This is a genomic window from Massilia yuzhufengensis (genome assembly GCF_900112225.1).
GTDB lineage: Bacteria > Pseudomonadota > Gammaproteobacteria > Burkholderiales > Burkholderiaceae_D > Telluria > Telluria yuzhufengensis.
This window is the reverse complement of the sequence record NZ_FOLD01000038.1, coordinates 30,694-48,753: the sequence shown is the minus strand read 5'-3', so window position 1 is coordinate 48,753 and position 18,060 is coordinate 30,694. Positions and strand designations below refer to the sequence as shown.

The 18,060-nt window shown below is 67.5% G+C and carries 14 protein-coding genes; 8 read left to right on the top strand and 6 right to left on the bottom strand.

The window, feature by feature from the left end:
- Both BM031_RS22325 and BM031_RS22320 read right to left on the bottom strand, forming a co-directional pair.
- The coding region (locus BM031_RS22325) for a transposase domain-containing protein (RefSeq protein ID WP_177207855.1) at positions 1-273 on the bottom strand (273 nt) is incomplete at its 3' end.
- A gap of 117 nt (positions 274-390) precedes the next feature.
- Positions 391-2,787 (bottom strand): TonB-dependent receptor plug domain-containing protein, encoded by a 2,397-nt coding sequence (locus tag BM031_RS22320; RefSeq protein ID WP_091876750.1) that lies wholly within the window; start codon positions 2,785-2,787, stop codon positions 391-393.
- Positions 2,788-2,962: 175 nt separating this feature from the next.
- Here BM031_RS22320 and BM031_RS25695 point away from each other — a divergent pair, with 175 nt between their 5' ends.
- Positions 2,963-3,691, top strand: coding sequence for a hypothetical protein (locus BM031_RS25695; RefSeq protein ID WP_091876749.1), 729 nt, complete (start codon positions 2,963-2,965; stop codon positions 3,689-3,691).
- Between the two features lie 30 nt (positions 3,692-3,721).
- Here the strand turns inward: BM031_RS25695 and BM031_RS22310 are convergent, their stop codons facing one another.
- Positions 3,722-5,542, bottom strand: a complete 1,821-nt coding sequence (locus BM031_RS22310; RefSeq protein ID WP_091876748.1) for a M61 family metallopeptidase — start codon at positions 5,540-5,542, stop codon at positions 3,722-3,724.
- A gap of 125 nt (positions 5,543-5,667) precedes the next feature.
- Between BM031_RS22310 and BM031_RS22305 the strand changes: the two genes are divergently transcribed.
- Both BM031_RS22305 and BM031_RS22300 read left to right on the top strand, forming a co-directional pair.
- On the top strand, positions 5,668-6,228 hold the full coding sequence (locus BM031_RS22305) for a helix-turn-helix domain-containing protein (protein WP_091876747.1): 561 nt from the start codon (positions 5,668-5,670) through the stop codon (positions 6,226-6,228).
- A gap of 10 nt (positions 6,229-6,238) precedes the next feature.
- Entirely contained in the window at positions 6,239-6,754 is a 516-nt protein-coding gene (locus BM031_RS22300; protein ID WP_091876746.1) for a GNAT family N-acetyltransferase, read from the top strand.
- A 58-nt stretch (positions 6,755-6,812) separates the two neighbouring features.
- Here the strand turns inward: BM031_RS22300 and BM031_RS22295 are convergent, their stop codons facing one another.
- Positions 6,813-7,289, bottom strand: coding sequence for an RcnB family protein (locus BM031_RS22295; RefSeq protein WP_091876745.1), 477 nt, complete (start codon positions 7,287-7,289; stop codon positions 6,813-6,815).
- A gap of 272 nt (positions 7,290-7,561) precedes the next feature.
- Entirely contained in the window at positions 7,562-8,518 is a 957-nt protein-coding gene (locus BM031_RS22290; RefSeq protein ID WP_091876744.1) for a sensor domain-containing diguanylate cyclase, read from the bottom strand.
- Positions 8,519-8,643: 125 nt separating this feature from the next.
- Here BM031_RS22290 and BM031_RS22285 point away from each other — a divergent pair, with 125 nt between their 5' ends.
- Positions 8,644-9,021: a cupin gene (locus tag BM031_RS22285; protein WP_091876743.1), complete on the top strand. Its 378-nt coding sequence runs from the start codon at positions 8,644-8,646 to the stop codon at positions 9,019-9,021.
- Here BM031_RS22285 and BM031_RS22280 read toward each other — a convergent pair.
- Positions 9,018-9,806 (bottom strand): PhzF family phenazine biosynthesis protein, encoded by a 789-nt coding sequence (locus tag BM031_RS22280; protein ID WP_091876742.1) that lies wholly within the window; start codon positions 9,804-9,806, stop codon positions 9,018-9,020. The genes BM031_RS22285 and BM031_RS22280 overlap by 4 nt on opposite strands.
- 99 nt (positions 9,807-9,905) lie before the next feature.
- Between BM031_RS22280 and BM031_RS22275 the strand changes: the two genes are divergently transcribed.
- From BM031_RS22275 to BM031_RS22260, 4 genes are all read left to right on the top strand, one after another.
- On the top strand, positions 9,906-13,088 hold the full coding sequence (locus tag BM031_RS22275; RefSeq protein ID WP_091876741.1) for an error-prone DNA polymerase: 3,183 nt from the start codon (positions 9,906-9,908) through the stop codon (positions 13,086-13,088).
- A gap of 134 nt (positions 13,089-13,222) precedes the next feature.
- Complete coding sequence (locus tag BM031_RS22270; protein WP_091876740.1) at positions 13,223-13,864, top strand: MEDS domain-containing protein; 642 nt, start codon at positions 13,223-13,225, stop codon at positions 13,862-13,864.
- 13 nt (positions 13,865-13,877) lie between these two features.
- Positions 13,878-16,280, top strand: coding sequence for a hybrid sensor histidine kinase/response regulator (locus tag BM031_RS22265; RefSeq protein WP_091876739.1), 2,403 nt, complete (start codon positions 13,878-13,880; stop codon positions 16,278-16,280).
- A 104-nt stretch (positions 16,281-16,384) separates the two neighbouring features.
- Positions 16,385-17,986, top strand: coding sequence for a DUF4139 domain-containing protein (locus BM031_RS22260; protein ID WP_091876738.1), 1,602 nt, complete (start codon positions 16,385-16,387; stop codon positions 17,984-17,986).
- The last annotated feature ends 74 nt before the right edge of the window (positions 17,987-18,060 follow it).

Here is an 18,060-nt window from a genome sequence, read left to right as displayed (position 1 = left end):
CGCAGCGCTCTTGCTGACGAATGGCGTCTGTGAATCCGGTATCGCCAAGCCGAGATCGTCCAGCACTTCGCTGATCGATTTGTGCCTGTACAAAGCTAGGGCCACCATAAGCCATACCACCTGCTCGGCAGGCAAGCGTCGATGTCGGATGCTCGTCGCTTCCGTGCTCAGGACCGCCTGCTCGACCCATTCATACGGCAAATGCTCGCCCAGCCTTGCCCAATCGGGAGACTCGAGTTGATTTGCCAGGAAATGGAGGGTGTCGTCGAACATGGCGACGAAGGTTAACAGCGATGCGGAACGTTTACAACGACAAAATAAAAATGCCGTTCAGTCTTAACTGAACGGCATTACCCCGGAAAGGGCCCTTGGCGGCGCAATGTTACCGGGTCAGAACCGGTGCGACAGGCGCGCGAACAGCGCCGCGCCGTTCAGGCCGAACTGCACGCTTTCATACTTGAAGCCATTGTCGGTCTCGTTCGCATCCTGCACCGTCGGCTTGACGTTGAAGATGTTGGTGCCGCCCACCGTGAACTTGGTTTTCTCGGTAAACGCCCAGGTGAACGACAGGTCGGCCGAGGTCTTGGCCTTGTAGTACTGGTCCGGCACCGGCGGGCCCGAGAAGGTGCCCAGGGTCTGCGGGCCGAAGTGCACGATGCGCAGCGCCGTTTCCAGTTGGCCCAGGGTGTAGTCGAAGCCCAGCGTGGCCTTGCGGCGCGGCGCGCCTTCCTCGATGAAGAGGCGCTCGCGCGCTTCCAGCAGCACGTCCTCGAAGCCGGCGAGCGCGCTCGGCGCGTGCACGCCGGTCACTTCGGTCTTGCTGAAGTTCAGGGCCAGGTAGGTATTGAGTTTGCCGTTGCCGACATCGGTGCGGTTCGACAGCGTCAGGTCCAGGCCCTGGGTCTTGGTGTCGACCGAGTTGACGAAGAACTGGGCCTGGCCCACGCCCAGGCGCTGCAGGGTGGCGCCCAGGGCCGGGTAGTTGTCGGCATCAAAACGCCCGGACAGCACGATGCGGTCGTCGATGTTGATGCGGTACAGGTCGGCGGTGAGCGAGGTGCCCTGGCCCGGCGACCAGGTCAGGCCCAGCGTGTAGCTCTTCGATTGCTCGTCTTTCAGTTGCGGAATGCCGGCTGCATTGGCCACCGGGCCGCCGTTGGGCGCCAGCACCACGTCAAGCGGCTGGCCGCTGACGAAGTCGGTGAAGGTCGACGAGAAGTACACCTGCTGCAGCGAGGGCGCGCGGAAGCCGGTGCTGGCCGAACCGCGCAGCAGCACACTTGGGTTGATCCTGTATGCGCCGGCCAGCTTGCCGGTGGTGGTCGAGCCAAAGTCCGAATAGCGCTCGTGGCGCAGCGCGGCCTGCAGCTTGAAGCGGTCGGTGAGGTCGACCTCGACGTCGAGGTAGCCGGCGCTGGAATGGCGGTCGGCGTCGGTCTGGTCGCCCGGCTGGAAGCCCGGGAAGCCCTGGCTGCCGGCGTTGCCCCCTATACCCACGCCGTCGGCGTCGATCCAGGAGCCGGTTTCGCCGGCGAAGATCTGGTAGTTTTCGCGGCGGTGCTCGAGGCCGAAGGCCAGGTTCATGCCGTTGGCCACGCCGTTGTAGAAGCGCGAGACGTCCAGGTTGGTGGTGGCCTGGCGGAACGAGAAGCCGCCCGCATCGAAGCTGCTTGGGCTGATCCCGCGCCCGCCGCGCGACAAATCGAGGTTGGCGATCGAGGCGTTGAGGGTGTTGGCGATGTTGTACTTCAGGCGGTTGTAGCCGTAGGTCTGCGACAGGTCGGCATTCCATTCGCCGGCGCGCCAGCGGTAGCCCACGGTGCCCCAGCGGTCGTCGACGTCGCCGTTGATGAAGGGGACGAAACCGCCCGGGTACATCGCGGCCGAATTGCGCGACGGGATGTCGTCCGAACCCAGGCCGCCGCGGGCAAACGCCGCCGACGAGGCGTCGCGGGTCTGGGCGCCGGCGGTGACGTACAGCTTGCCGCTGCCGACCGGGAACTCGCCGTTCACGTACAGGGTCTTGTTCTGGGCCTTGGTGTCGCCGATGATGCGCGGGTTGCCTTCCTCGGCGCGGTTGGAGCGGCCGCGGTCGTAGTATTCGCCGGTGATGCCCAGCACGCCGCCGCCGACGGCCACGCCGCAGTAGGCCGAGGCCAGCCAGTTCTCGCCGTCGCCTTCGCTGTACTGGCCGTAGCCGAGCACCGATTCGCAGCCCAGGCTTTTCTTCAGTTCGATGTTGATCACGCCGGCGATCGCGTCCGAGCCGTATTGGGCGGCGGCGCCGTCGCGCAGCACCTGCACATTACGGATGGCCATCAGCGGCAGCGCGTTCATGTCGGTGCCGGTGTTGCCGCGGTTGCGCGCACCGAACAGGTTGACCAGGGCCGTGGTGTGGCGGCGCTTCCCGTTGACCAGCACCAGGGTCTGGTCCGACCCCAGGCCGCGCAGGGCGGCGGAGTCCACCAGGTCGGCGCCGTCGGCGCCGGTCTGGCGTGTGGAATTGAACGAGGGCGAGACGTTGTTCAGCACTTGCGCCAGGTCGAACTGGCCGCCCTGTTCGGTAGCTTTCGTCATCGGGATGAAGTCGACCGGCACCGCGGTGTCGGTGGAGGAGGCGGCGCCGACGCGGCGCGAGCCGACAATGCTCACGCTGGGAATGACGTCCCCTTGCGCGGCGGCCGGGGCCTCGCTCTGTGCGTAGGCGGCAGGAATCAGGGAGGCAAAAGCGGCGCCGCCGTACAGGGCGAGCAGGACCGACTGGGGAAGGCGTTTGAGTGTGAGCACAGATTTCTCCGAGGGAAAGATTGCATACTACGCAATCAGTTCGGTGAGCACCAAGGCCTTGTAGCATTAACACAACGTTGTGCATGTATAACCGGGGTTTATTCCCATGATGGGTAAATCGCGGCTGCAAGAATTGGAGAGTAAGGGGGATGCGGCCTTGGCTATACTGCCGCGTATGGCCAGTTTCCCCTTACGCATTCCCGCCGTTCCAGGCGACACCCGCGCGGCCGGCCTTGCCGTGACCGTGTTCGTGCACCTGGCCCTGGTGGTGCTCTGGCAGGTGGCGCGCACCTTGCCGCCGCAGGTGCAGGCGCCGGAGGCCGCCGTCCAGTGGCTGCGCCTGCCGCCGCCGCGCATCGAGCCGCAGGTGCTGCTGCGGGAAACGGTGCGCCCGCGTGCCGGTGCGGCGCCCGGGCGCGCCGCGCTGCCCGTCTCTCGTCCAGCAGCGCCCACGCCCGCGGTGGCGCCTGAACCCGAAGCGCCGCTTGTGCCGGCAGCGCCCGCAACCGAAGCGCCGGCCAGGCCGAGCGTCGAGCAGATCATGGAAAGCGCCCGGCGCAGCGTCGGCAGCATCGACCGCGCGCTGCGCAAGGAGAACAAGGCGACCATCGTGGCGCCGCCGGACAGCCCGCAGATCCGCATGAGGGAAAGCATGGAGCAGGCGCACGCGCTGGCCCCGCCGCGCCTGTGGGAAGCGCCGAAGGTGGAGGAGCTGGTGAACAACACGGGCGACGGCGCGCGCCGCACGCGCGTCATCACGGGGCGCCGCACCTACTGCGTCACGGAGCGGTCACCGGCGACCAATATCGAAATGATCGAAATGCACGGCAAGATCAGGCTGACCAACTGCCCGAGCGATGAAACACCGGCCAAGCAGCAGGTGTGGCGCACCGCGCGCGACTGACGGGCAGCGCGCGCGGGACAGGTCGGACGATTACGGCTTCCTGGCTTCTTCCTTCGGCCAGGCCACGCCGAGCCAGGCGGCATTGAGCGCTTTTTGCGCGGCGCCCGGCTTGTCCAGGGCCTTGATCTTGGCCTTGCCCTTCGGCTGCTGCGTCGGCGCCAGCTGGAGCTGCACCAGTTCATCGCGGCGGAACAGGTGGACGTTGAAGGGGCCGGCCTTGGTGAGCGACATCTTGTCTGCGATGTCCTTGGCCGAGACGCGCAGCCCATTGACCGCCACCAGCGTATCGCCCGCCACCACGCCGGCCTTCCACGCCGGGCCGTCGCGCTCGACGACGGTGACCACGGCCGGGTCGCTGCCTTCGCGCAGGGTCCAGCCGGCCCACCATTCGGTTTTCTGTTCCTGGTCCTTCGGCACGTCGACCAGTTTCTGCAGGCCGGCCTGGGCCAGCAGGGTGTCGAACGGGATCTCGGCGGTGCCGTCCACGTAGGTGGCCCACCAGCTGCGCCAATCCTGGCCGCTCACCGCGCGCAGCGCCGCCTGCATGGCCGCCACGTCGTAGCCGCCCTGGGCGGTGGAATGCTGCTCGAACAGGATGCGGTGCACGTCCTCGAGGCCGCGGGCGTTATTGGTCTGGCGGCGCAGCTCGAGGTCCATCATCAGCGCCAGCAGCTGGCCCTTCGAATAGATGTTCACCGAGGCGTTGCGCGCACGCTCCCCGCCCACCGCGATCCATTCGTCGAAGCTGGCGTCGGCCGCGCTTTGCTGGAAGCGGCCGGGCTGGTGCTGGTAGTCGTCGATCAGCTTCGCGTATTCCTCCATGAACTCCTCGCGCTTCTCGATCCCGGCGCGCAGCACGATCAGCTCCTCGAAGTAGGAGGTGTGGCCTTCGGCGACCCACAGCAGGCGGTTGTAGTTCTCGTTCTGGTAGTCGTAGGGCACCATCTCTTTCGGGCGGTAGGCCTTGACGTTCCAGGTGTGATAGAACTCGTGCGCGGCGGTGCGCAGGAAGTTCAGGTACTGCTTGCGCGGCGCGAAATTCCAGCGCGGGGTCTGGATCACGGTGGAATTGGCGTGCTCGGTGGCCCCGCCCACGCCGTCGGTGGCGTGGACGATGAACAGGTAGCGCTGGAACGGGTACTTGCCCTTGTAGAGCTTGGCGGTCTCGACGACGATCTTCTTCAGGTCGGTCATGATCTGCTTGCCGTCGTGGTTGCCGCGGCCCCAGAGCGCCAGCTCGATCGTCTTGCCGTCCACCTGCGCGGTATGGAATTCGTGCACGCCGGTCTCGATCGGCGCGTCGACCAGCACATCGTAGTCGGCCGCCACGAAGCAGTGACCGCAGGCGCCGCTCTCCATGCCCGAACGCGACTGCCAGCCCTGCGGCACGTCCAGCTTCACTTTCACCGGCTCCTTGCGAAACGGGGCGGCGTAGACGAACACGCCGCTGGCGTCGAGGTAGGCATGGGTGTCGTCGATGTGGCGGGTGCGCTCGCCCAGCGTGTTCGCGTACAGCTCGTACTGCACCGTCACCGCGTCGCCCGGCTTGGTCGTGACGCGCCAGGTGCCCTTGTCGGTCTTGGTCACCGCCAGCGGCGCGCCCTTGGCGTCGAAGGCCTTGAACAGACGCACGCCGTTGGCCAGGTTGAGCATGTTGTAGCGGCCGGTGCGCCAGTTCGGCATCGAGACGTCCAGCGTGGTGCCGGGCGTGGCCGGGAAGCTGGCGCGCACTTCGGCCAGGTGCTGGGCGGCGTCGGTGATGCGCAGCTGGTAGTCGACGTCGGCGCGCGCGGTGGCGGCGGCGCCGAACAGGATCAAGGGGAGGGCGTAGGCAAGGAGGTGTGGTTTCATGTGCGCGGATTGGGTGGGCTCGAATAGCGTGCGGAAGTGTATACCGCTTGCCCGCGGGAATCCAGCGGCTCGCTTGACAAGGAATCCATTGTGTTGGAATATTTATCCATCATATTGGAGTTTGGATGGACATCAACGACCGCATCGCCGCGCGCGTGAAGGCGCTGCGCAAGGAGCACGGCTTCTCGCTCGACGAGCTGGCCGCGCGCAGCAGCGTGAGTCGCTCCACGATTTCGCTGGTCGAGCGCGGTGAAGGCAACGCCACCGCCGTGGTGCTGGAAAAGCTGGCCACCGGCCTGGGCCTGCCGCTGGCCGCCCTGTTCGACGACCCCGGCCCCCGGGCCTCTCCCTTGTCGCGCCGCGCCGACCAGGTTGTGTGGCGCGACCCCGCATCCGGCTACCTGCGCCGCAACGTCTCTCCGGCGCCTTCGGTCACCCCATTGCGCATCGTCGAGGTCGAGCTGCCGCCGGGCGCCCGCATCGCCTACGACACCGCCCAGCACCTGCCTGCCATCCGCCAGCAGGTGTGGGTGCTGGACGGCGCGATCGAACTGGCGGTGGGCAGCCAGGCCTGGGCGCTGGCCCAGGGCGATTGCCTGGCCTTCGACCTTGATCAACCCGTCGCCTATGCCAACCCGCACGCCGCCGCTGCCCGCTATGCGGTCGTGATCCTGTCCACCGCCTGAAGGAGCCGCGATGTCCTTGACGATCCGCCGCATCGACAGTCTTGACGAGGGCTTGCTGGCCTCCCTGGCCGGTGTGCTGGGCGACTGCGTGGCCGGTGGCGCCTCGGTCGGCTTCATGAATCCGTTCGCGCCGGAGCAGGCGCAGGCCTTCTGGCGCGGCGTCGCGCGCGCCGTGGCGGCGGGCGAGCGCCTGCTGTTCGTCGCCGAGATCGGTGGCGCCGTGGCCGGCACCGTGCAGCTGGTCCTGGCCCAGCCCGACAACCAGCCACACCGCGCCGAGATCAGCAAGCTGCTGGTGCAGCGCGCAGCGCGCAGGAGCGGCGCCGGCGAAGCCCTGATGCGCGCCGCCGAAAGCGCCGCGCGCGCCGCCGGCAAGACCCTCCTGGTGCTCGATACCGCCAGCTCCGACGCCGAACGGCTCTACCTGCGCCTGGGCTGGGAGCTGTGCGGGACCATTCCCGATTACGCCATGTGGCCGGACGGCGGCCTGGTCGACACGCTGGTGTTCTACAAGCGGCTGGTGTAGGCACGAAAAAAAACCGCACCCCGTTTCCGGGATGCGGCTCATGTTCCAGGCGCAGGCCTTAGTAATTGCTGAGCAAGACCTGGGCGATCAGGCCGGTGGCGATCGCCGCCAGCACATAGTCATTGCCGGCGCGGACCCAGTGATGGCCACGCGGCGGCGCGCTCAGGCGGCGGGCGCGCCAGTCGTTCACGACGTAGCGGTTATCACGGTACTCATACCCCAGGCGCTGCCCGCGGCGCAGGTCGTGACGGGGGCCACCGCCGCGACGATCGTCGCGATAAAAGTTGCGGGCGTCGTCGTGGCGATCGTTGCGGCCATAGCGCTGGCCGTCGTAGCGGCCGCGGTCATTGCGGTCGTAGTTGTAGCGATCATGACGGTCGCCACGGTCATTATCGTAGCGGTTGCTGTCCTGGCGCTGCGAATAATCGTTGCGGCCATTGCGGTCATTGCCGTACTCACCGCGCTGGGCGAATGCACTGCCGCTGGCGGCCACGCTCAAGGCAAGAAGTGCGGATGCGATCAATTTGGTTTTCATGCTGCTTCTCCTGGTGGCACGGTGGAAAATCGATAGGTCATTAAACCGTACATCGGCGCCCCCAGGTGAGGCAGTTCGGTAAGGATTGCTACAAAACGTTTCAAGCCAAAATTTGAATATGGCCAAACTTTGTTTGCCATTCACGCCACCCTACTATCCAAATTTCGGGGTCACAAACTTCGGGGTCAGGTCTGTCAATCAGACACGGGCCCAACCGTAATACTGGCAGTACGGCCGAGGTCGTGTCCAAATGTCAGACCTGACCCCGAAGTTCAGGTTTCGGTATCGCAGATACGGTCGCGGCCTGCGGATTTGGCCTGGTAGAGGCGGCGGTCGATGCGGTCGAGGAAGACCAGGGCGTCGTCCTGGGCGCCCGGGACGATGGTGCCGGCGCCCATGCTGACGGTGACGGTGCGGCCGGTGCCGGAGCGGGCGTGGGGCAGTTCCTGCTGGCGCAGCAGCTTGCGGCAGCGCTCGGCCACGGTGCGGGCGGCGTCGGCGTCGGTGGCGGGCAGCATCAGCACGAATTCCTCGCCGCCGAGGCGGGCGCACAGCTCTTGCGGGCCGGAGGCGCCGGCGTCCATCGCCTGTGCCACGCGGCGCAGGCATTCGTCGCCCTGCACATGGCCGTAATGGTCGTTGTACTGCTTGAAGTAGTCGATGTCGATCACCACCAGCGACAAGGGCTCGCCGCTGGCACGCGCCTTTTCCCATTCGACCGGGTAGAGGGTGTCGAACATGCGGCGGTTGGCCACGCCGGTCAGGCTGTCGCGATAGGACAGCACTTCGAGCTCGCGTTGCAGCTGCAGGATCTTGTCCTCGGCCTGCTTGCGCGCCGTGATGTCGAACATGAAGCCGACCAGCGAGTCGACGCTGCCGTCCGCGCGCCGCACCACATGCACCACGTCGCGGATCCAGACCTGGTCTCCATCGCGGGTCAGGGCGCGGTAGTCGGCCTCGTGATCGACGCCCTTCTGCGATTGCGCCACGCAGAAGTCGACCGTCTGCTGGCGGTCGTCCTCGTGGATGCGGTCGGCCCAGTCGTTTACGCTGAGCCAGCTCGATGGCGTCCAGCCGAGCAGCTCCTCGATCTGGGGGCCGATGTAGGTAAAGCGCATGCTCGCCCAGTCGATGCGCCAGGGGATGGCCCTGGTCGATTCGAGCAGGGTACGGTAGACGCCGGGGTCGTCGCAGGCTACGGGGCGGGTGTCGGGAAGCGGAAGGGGCATGGGCAGCGGTATCGGGACAATACCCTTATTGTGCACTGGATGCACCCATACTGCATGGCGCCGCTTTCCCCCGGCAGCAGGCCGCAATGCTAGGATGGGCGAATTCCATCCAGGCAGGAGCGGCGATGTCCCTCGATCCGCAGCAGACCTACGTCCATCTTGCGCCCGACGGCGTGGCGCAGGAAATCCCCGGCGAGCGCTTCTGGCAGCTGCCCGAGGCTGCCATGGCGCAGCTCGGCCAGGACTGGGTGATCAGCGAATATGCCTTCAGCGCCGACTGGCCGAACTGGGAAATGCACCCGGAGGGCGACGAGTTCGTCTACCTGCTGTCCGGCGCGCTCGACCTGCTGCTCGAGCGCGGCGGCCAGGTGGAGACGATCGCGCTTGACGGCAGCGGGGCGGTGCTGGTGCCGCGCGGGGTGTGGCATACCGCGAAGCTGCGCGCCCCGAGCCGCATGCTGCATGTGACGCGCGGCGCCGGCACCCTGCACCGGCCGGCTTAAGCCTGGGAGTCGACGATGGCGGCCGGTTCGGCGCGCCCGCCGACCAGGATCGCGCCATCCTCGACCCGCGTCCTGATCACGCAGGACTGGCCGCTCGCAGCGCCCTGCAGCAGCGTGAGCCCGTGCCCGAGCAGGGCGGCCAGGGCGCCCGCCGCGACGCCGGTGGCGCGGTCTTCGAGCGCCGGATCCAGGTGGTTGAAGTTGCGGCCCTCGAAGCTTCCATCGGGCCGGCGGCACCAGGCGTAGATCCCGTTCACGCCCGCTTCCTTGCCCCATGCGGTGATGGCCCCGAGGTCGGGATGCAGCCCGTGCAGCGTGGCGGCGTCATGCACCTCGACCAGCAGCTTGGGGCTGCCGACCGAGGCCACCTGCGGGCGCGACGCCGGCGCCAGCCCCGGCGCGGCCAGCAGGCGCTCCAGCAGGCCTGGCGCCAGCGCCGGCTGGGCGACTTCCTGTGCCTGCAGGCGGATGAAGAATTCGTCCCCATCGCGCAGGAGCTCCAGCCGCTGGCCGCGCATCGCCGTCGTTACCGCCAGCGTGGCGGCATCGGGATGGCGCGCGAACAGCACCTGCGCCACCGCCAGCGTGGCGTGCAGGCACAGCGGGCTGCGCGTGTGCGGATAATAGAAATCGACCACCTCGCCATCGAGGTAGACGCAGGTCGTGTTGCGGGCCCTGGCAAAGGCGCGTCGCGCCGTCTCGTCCGAGGTATTGCCCTCGATGACGAAGGCCGGGTTGCCGCCGCCGGCCTGCAGGCCAAAACAGGTCAGTGCGTGGATGTGCATGGCTTTTCCTTGCTGTGCGGGTCGGCTCGGTTATACTGTGTTTTTATACAGTATGATGACTTTGCCTAGCATTGTATCCCGCTGGCGAAGCGCTTGCCGATGACCGATCCGTTTTCCCCGCCGCCCCAGGTCTTGCCGCCCTATGCGGAGCTGTTCTGCCTGTCGAATTTCTCCTTCCTCGAAGGCGCTTCGCACGCGGAAGAGCTGGTGGCGCGTGCGGTACAGCTCGATTATTTTGCGCTGGCGCTCACCGACGAATGCTCGCTGGCCGGCGTGGTGCGCGCCCACGCCGAGGCAAAAAAGGCCGGCCTGCCGCTGGTAATCGGCGCCCACTTCCACCTGCGTCATGCGGACGGCAGCCCGGCGCTGTCGCTGGTCCTGCTGGCCCAGAACCGCAACGGCTATGGCAACCTGGCCGAGTTCATCACCCTGGGCCGCACCCGCAGCGAGAAGGGTACTTACTTCCTCACGCCCGACGACCTGGCCCGCCCCACGCCGGCCCACGCCCACCTGAGGCACCTGCCCGACTGCCTGGCGATCCTGCTGCCGCAGTATCCCGCGCACGAAGCGCAGGACGTCGACCGCCTGCACCAGCAGGCCGCGTGGATGGCCACGACCTTCCCGGGCCGCTCCTGGCTCGGCCTGACGCTGTTGCACCGCGCCTTCGACGAGGCGCACCGCGCCACCATCGAAGAGGTGGGCTGGCAGCACGGCCTGCCGATCACGGCGCTCGGCCACGTGGTGATGCACGTACGCTCGCGTAAGCCCTTGCAGGACACGCTCACCGCCACCCGCCTGAAGAAACCGGTGGCCGAATGCGGCTACGGGCTGGCGCAGAACGCCGAGCAGCACCTGCGCGCGCGCCTGCGCCTGGCCAACATCTATTCGCGCGAAGCGCTGGCCGAGACGGTGCGCATCGCGCGCCTGTGCACCTTTTCGCTCGACGAACTGCGCTACGAGTATCCGGACGAAGTGGTCCCCCCCGGCCACGACGCCACCAGCTTCCTGCGCGAGCAAACCTATATCGGCGCGCACCGGCGCTTCCGCGAAGGCATCCCGGCCAAGGTCCAGGCCCAGGTCGAGCACGAGCTCGAACTGATCGCCTACATGAAGTACGAGCACTACTTCCTCACCGTGTACGACATCGTGCGCTTCGCCCGCTCCCAGCAGATCCTGTGCCAGGGCCGTGGCTCGGCCGCCAACTCGGCGGTGTGCTACTGCCTCGGCATCACCGAGGTCGACCCGGCCCGCGCCAGCCTGCTGTTCGAGCGCTTCATCTCGAAGGAGCGCAACGAGCCGCCCGACATCGACGTCGATTTCGAGCACCAGCGCCGCGAAGAAGTCATCCAGTACATCTATGGCAAATACGGACGGGAACGGGCGGCGCTGGCCGCGGTGGTGATCAGCTACCGCCCGAAAAGCGCGCTGCGCGACAGCGGGCGCGCGCTCGGCATCGATCTCGCCATCGTCGAAAAGGTCGCCAAGACCCACCACTGGTTCGACAGCCGCGCCGACCTGCTCGGGCGCCTGGCCGAAGCGGGCCTGGATCCCGAGTCGCGCCTGGCGCAGCAGTGGGCGACCCTGGCCGACAAGTTGCTGAACTTCCCGCGCCACCTGTCGCAGCACCCGGGCGGCTTCGTCATCGCGCGCGGCAAGCTCTCGCGCCTGGTCCCGATCGAAAACGCCACCATGGCGGAGCGCAGCGTGATCCAGTGGGACAAGAACGACCTGGAAGAACTGGGCCTGATGAAGGTCGACGTGCTGGCGCTGGGCATGCTGTCGATGCTGCGCCGAGGGCTGGAGCTGGTCGGCCAGCGCTACGGCAACCTGTTCGAGATGCAGGACATCCCGCCCGACGACACCCCCACCTACGACATGATCTGCGCGGCCGACACCGTGGGCGTGTTCCAGATCGAGTCGCGCGCCCAGATGAGCATGCTGCCGCGCATGCGCCCGCGCCGCTTCTACGACCTGGTGATCGAGGTGGCCGTGGTGCGCCCGGGCCCGATCCAGGGCGGCATGGTGCACCCGTATTTGCGGCGGCGCCAGGGCTTCGAACCGGTGGTCTACCCGAGCCCCGAGATGAAAGTGGCGCTCGAACGCACCCTGGGCGTGCCGATCTTCCAGGAGCAGGTGATGCAGGTGGCGATTTTAGGGGCCGGCTTCACGCCCGGCGAGGCCGACCAGCTGCGGCGCGCGATGGCGGCCTGGAAGCGCAAGGGCGGCCTCGAAAAATACTACGAGCGCATCGTCAACGGCATGCTGGAACGCGGCTACACGCTCGAATTCGCCGAGGCGATCTTCAGCCAGATCCAGGGTTTCGGCGAATACGGCTTCCCCGAGTCGCACGCAGCCAGCTTCGCGCTGCTGGCCTATGCCAGTTCCTGGCTCAAGTGCCACGAGCCGGCGGCCTTCCTGTGCGCGCTGCTCAACAGCCAGCCGATGGGCTTCTACAGCCCGTCGCAACTGGTGCAGGACGCGCGCCGTCATGGCATCGAGGTGCGCCCGGTGGACGTCAACATCAGCGGCTGGGATTCGGCGCTGGAAGAATTCGACCCGCTGGACCGTTCGCGCCAGCCGGCGGTGCGCCTTGGGCTGTCCCTGCAGCGCGGCCTGAAACAGGAAGCCGCCGCCCGCATCGAGGATGCGCGTGCGATCCGCCCCTTCGACAGCGTGGCCGACCTGGCGCGCCGTGCGCAGCTCGACCGGGGCGACCTGCAGGTGCTGGCCGGCGCCAACGCACTGCGCTCGCTGGCCGGCAACCGGCGCGAGGCGCTGTGGCAGGCGGTGGGCGCGGTGCCGGATAAAGATTTGCTGCGCCCGACCACGCCGCAGGAAGACATGCCGGCCCTGGCGGCGCCGTCCGAAGCGGCCGAGATCGTGGGCGACTACCGCGCGCAAGGCCTGACCTTGGGCCGCCATCCGCTGGCCCTGCTGCGCGAACAGCTGCTGGCCCAGCGCTTCATGCCGTCGTCCATCCTGAACGACTACGCCGACGGCCAGCTGGCGCGCGCCTGCGGCCTGGTGACGGTGCGCCAGCGCCCCGGCACCGCCAAGGGCGTGTTGTTCATGACCCTCGAAGACGAGACCGGGAACATCAACGTCATCATCTGGCCGACCCTGGTGGAGCAGCAGCGGCGCGAAGTGCTGAACGCGCCGCTGCTGGGGGTGTATGGCGTCTGGCAGAAGCAGGGCGAGGTGCGCCACCTGGTGGCCAAGCGGCTGGTGGACATGTCGCACCTGCTGGGCAAGCTGAGGTCGCAAAGCCGGGACTTCTGCTGAACGCACCACGGGCACGTGGCGGCAGGGACGTTGTCGCTTTTTTATCAAAATCTGTACATGATTTAGTTCTATAATCTACAGCGCCGGGAAAACGGCGCGGCCACTTCCCTTTACCCATCCTGATGGATCACACGATGTCGAACGAATCCAAGCCCGTGCACGTCGCCGGCTCCGCCCTGACCCACTCCTGCCACGCCTGCGCCTTCTTCCACACCAAGGAAGAAGAGTACCGCGTGCTGCTGCCCTTCATCATGGAAGGCTTCGAGCGCGGCGACAAGGCCTTCCATATCGTCAGCCCGGAGCATCGCGCCGCCCACCTGGCGCGCCTGGCCGATGCCGGCGTCGACATCGACGGCGCGGAGGCGGCGGGGCAGCTCGAGGTGCTCGACTGGCGCCAGACCTATCTCCAGGATGGCCGCTTCGACCAGCACCTCATGATCGACACCCTGCTCAAGATGATCGCCCCTGGAAACGCCCCGCCCGGCAAGATGTCGCGCAACATCGCCAACATGGAGTGGGCGCTCGAAGACCGTCCCGGCGTCGACGACATCGTCGAATACGAGGCGCGCCTGAACCAGGCGCTGCCGGCGCAGCACAATCCGGTCATCTGCACCTACGACCTGTCCCAGTTCGACGCCGACGTCGTGATCGACATCATGCGCACCCACCCGATGGTGATCATCGGCGGCATCCTCCAGGAAAACCCCTTCTTCGTCCCGGCCGAGCAGATGCTGCAGGAAATCGCGGCGCGCAAAGACGCGGCCGTGGCGGCATAGGCCGGCGCCATCCATGCATCCACCGGTGAACGAGGCAATGGAGCTGGACAGCCTGCGGCAGACCACGCGCGACCTGGTCGCGCTGTCGGCGCTGCCGGCCGTCTGGGGCGCCCTGCCGCCCGAGGGCGTCATCAACAGCCTGGCCGGCGTCCTGCTCAAGACACTCGACCTCGACCTGGCCTGCATCGGGCTCCCGGCCGGGCCTGATTACGCCGCCCTCGAAGCGATCCGCTGCAAGGCGGGCGACCCGGCCGCCTTCCTGCCCGCGGCAAGGGCGGCCCTTGAACGGGCGGAGGCAAGCATCGCCGATCCGCGCGACGGCACGCTGCTACGCACCAGCGTCGTGCGCTTCGGGATCGGCAGCGACATCGGCACGATGCTGGTCGCGTCCCGCCGCCCCGGCTTCCCGTCGGAGCACGAGCGCCTGTTGCTGGGCGTAGCCGCCAACCAGGCCGCCGTGGTCCTGCAGCGCCACCTGGCCGAGCAGGCGCTGCGGCGCAGCGAAGCGCGCTTCCTCCACCTGGCCGACGCCGCGCCGGCGATGCTGTGGGTGACCGAGCCCGATGGCGCCTGTTCCTTCCTGTCGCGCGGCTGGTACGCCTTCACCGGGCAGAGCATGGAAGAGGGCCTCGGCTTCGGCTGGACCATGGCGATCCATCCCGATGACCGCGCAGCGGCAAGCCAGGCCTTCATCGATGCGAATGCGCGCAAGCACGAATTCAGCCTCGAGCACCGGCTGCTGCACATGGATGGCAGCTACCGCTGGGTGATCGACACCGGCCGCCCGCGTTTTGCGGCGGACGGCACGTTTTGCGGCTATGTCGGCAACGTCCTCGACATCAGCGACCGCAAGCACGCGGAACAGGCGCTGCGCGCGACCCAGGACATGCTGTCCTCCGTGTTCGAGGCGCTGCCGGTGGGCGTGGCGGTGGTCGACCACGCAGGCAAGGTGCTGCTGGCCAATCACGAGATGCAGCAATATCTGCCGGGCGGGGAGCTGTCGTCGATGGACGACGTACGCCAGCGCTGGCACGCCGTGCATCCCGACGGCCGCTCGTATGCGCCCGCCGACTTCCCCGGCACGCGCGCCCTGCACGGCGAACGGGTGGTGCCGGGCATCGAAGCCATCTATACCGGCGACGGCGGCGCCGGTATCTGGACCCAGCTCGCGGCCGTGCCGCTGGCCGGCGGCGCCGGGCTGCCGGCCGGCCAGGTGTCGATCGTCACCAACATCGACGACTTCAAGCGCACCGAGGCGGCGCTGCGGCTGGCCGAAGCCAGGCAGCGCGCCCTGTTCGACGAAGTCGCCAAGTCGCACAAGAACCTGAGCGAGTTCCTGGCCGTGCTTGCGCATGAGCTGCGCAATCCGCTGGCGCCGATCCTGACCGGGCTGGAAATCATGCGCCTGCGGGCCGACAGCACCGATACCGTCACCCACGTGCGCGGCGTCATCGAGCGCCAGGTCAGGCAGCTGTCGCACCTGATCAACGACCTGCTCGATATCGCCCGCGTCACCAACGGCAAGGTCGAGATCCGCAAGGAAGCGCTCGACCTGAAAGGCATCGTGTCCAACGCCGTCGAGGCCAGCCTGCCGGTGATCGAAAAAGGCAGCCACGCTTTCAGCCTGAAGCTGCCTGCGGCGGCGCTGCCGGTGAACGTGGACGCCACCCGCATCGTCCAGGTGATCGGCAACCTCCTGACGAATGCGGCGAAGTACACGCCGCACGGCGGCGCCATCAGGCTCGATGTCGAGCGCGATGGCGACGATGCCGTTATCGAGGTGATCGATAGCGGCATCGGCATCCCTGCCGAATCGCTGGAATCGGTGTTCGACATGTTCAGCCAGGTCGGACGCAACATGGAGCACGCCCAGGGCGGCCTCGGGATCGGCCTGTCGCTGGTGCGCCAGCTGGTCAGCCTGCACGGCGGCACGGTCGCCGCCGCCAGCGTGGGCGTGGGCCGGGGCAGTACCTTCACCGTCCGGCTGCCGCTCGACCTGGCCAATGCGCCCGCCGGCCTGGAGGCGGAGGCGCCGCCAGCCGCCGCCACCGGCAAGGCACTGCGCATCCTCGTGACCGACGACAACGTGGATGCGGCCATGACCCTGGCCCTGCTGCTGGAGATGGAGGGCCACGAGCTGCGCACCGCCCACGATGGCCTTGACGCCTTGAAGATCGCCGCGCAGTTCCGTCCCGATATCGTGTTCCTCGATATCGGCATGCCGGGCATGAGCGGCTACGACGTGGTGCGCCGGCTCAAGGCCATGGAAGCGCTCGAGCGCACCAGCTTCGTCGCCGTGTCCGGCTGGGGCACCAGCGAGGACCTCGCCCGCTCGAAAGAAGCCGGCTTCGACCGCCATTTCACCAAACCGGTGGCGCCGGGGCAGGTGAACGCGTTCCTGCGGTCCCGGCCCTGAAACCTCTCGTTACACATGAGCAGGCGCGTGGTGGTTTTTTGACAGTTTTTGCCGGCTGCCGTCTGCTACTCTCGCAAAATCATCCCTCATCGAGAAGAGACCCAATGGCACGCACGCAGCAGTGGACCATCCTCCTGGCGCTGGCCGCCACATCGGCATCGGCCGTCGAAGCCCCGATCCAGGCCGTCACCCTCTACCCCGGCAGCGCCACCGTCGAGCGGGTGGTGCAGGTCACGCCCGGCATGACCCAGGTCGAGATCACCGGCCTGCTGGCCAACTTCAGCACCGATACCCTGCGGCTGCAGGCCGATCCCGGCATCCAGGTGGGGCAGGTCGTCACGCGCGACCAGGGCAGTGCCGACAGCCCGAGCCCACGCGCGGCGGAGCTGGAAGCGAAGGCGCAGGCGCTGCAGGACCACATTGCCGTCATCGACGCCGACTACAAATCGGCCCAGCTGGCCCATGCCTACCTGGAGCGCCTGGGCAGCGGCGACAATGCGGCGGGACGCGCCGCGCCCGGCGACGCGAAGACCCTGCTGGCCACCCTGGACGCGATCCGCAAGGGCGGCAGCGACGCGCTGGAGCGCATGCACAATGCCGAGGTCAGGAAGCGCGTGCTGGTCAAGCAGCTCGACGTCGTCAACCGCGAGCTCATGAAAGCCAGGGCCGGCTCGCGCGAGAACCGCACCATGACGGTGAGCATCGCGGCGCGCCAGCCGGGCCGGCTGCTGCTGTCCTACCAGGTCAACCGCGCCGGCTGGAAGCCGACCTACCGCGCCTCGCTCGACTCCAGCGCGTCGACCGTCGAGCTGGAACGGATGGCGGCCATCTCGCAGAAGACCGGCGAAGACTGGAGCAACGTCAAGCTGCGCCTGTCGACCGGGCAGCCCACTTTGTCCGTGCTGGCGCCCGATCCCTCGCCCTGGCTGCTGACCTGGCGCCCGCCCCAGGAAGTCGTCACGAAATTCGCGTACGCGCCTGCGCCTTCCATCCAGATGCGCTCGGACGCGCGCAGCATCAGGCCAATGGCAAGCCCGGCGCCTCAGGCCGAGGCCGACGACTACATTGCACCGGTCGTGGAAACCCAGGGCAGCTTCAGCACCGAATACGAGGTGCCGGCCAAGGTCAGCCTGGCCTCGGACGGGCGCGAAATCTCGGTCGGCCTGAGCAAGCAGGACCTGAAGGTGGAGCAGCGCGTGCGCATAGCGCCGCGCAACAGCAACGACGCCGTGCTCACGGCGCAAGCCCCGCGGCCGGACGGCGTCTGGATCGCCGGCCAGGTGCAGCTGCGCCGCGACGGGTCCTACGTCGGCGCGCAGCACTGGGATCCCCAGGCCAGCGAGCGCTTCTCGATGGCCTTCGGGCGCGACCCGCTGGTGCGCGTGGCGGTGGAGAACCGCAACGAGAAGTCCGGCCAGGCCGGCTTGTTCAACCGCGACAACCAGCGCCGCATCGCCGACACCTACGTGGTCACCAGTTTCCACCGCCAGCCGATCGACATCCTGCTGCTCGAGCCGATGCCGGTCAGCCAGTCGGACAAGGTCACCGTCAAGACCGGCTTCAGTCCCGAGCCGACGGTGAAGGAGTGGGAGCAGCGGCGCGGCCTGGTGGGCTGGGAACGCAGGCTCAAGCCGAACGAGACGGCGCGCTTCAATGTCGACTACACGATCGACTACCCGAAAGAGGGGAGCGTGCAGGGGCTGTAGCCGCCGCGCGGCGGAAAGGCAAGCCCCACAATCCCCCCCCAAAGTGGGGCTGCCAAGCTGCCTGTATGTACGCT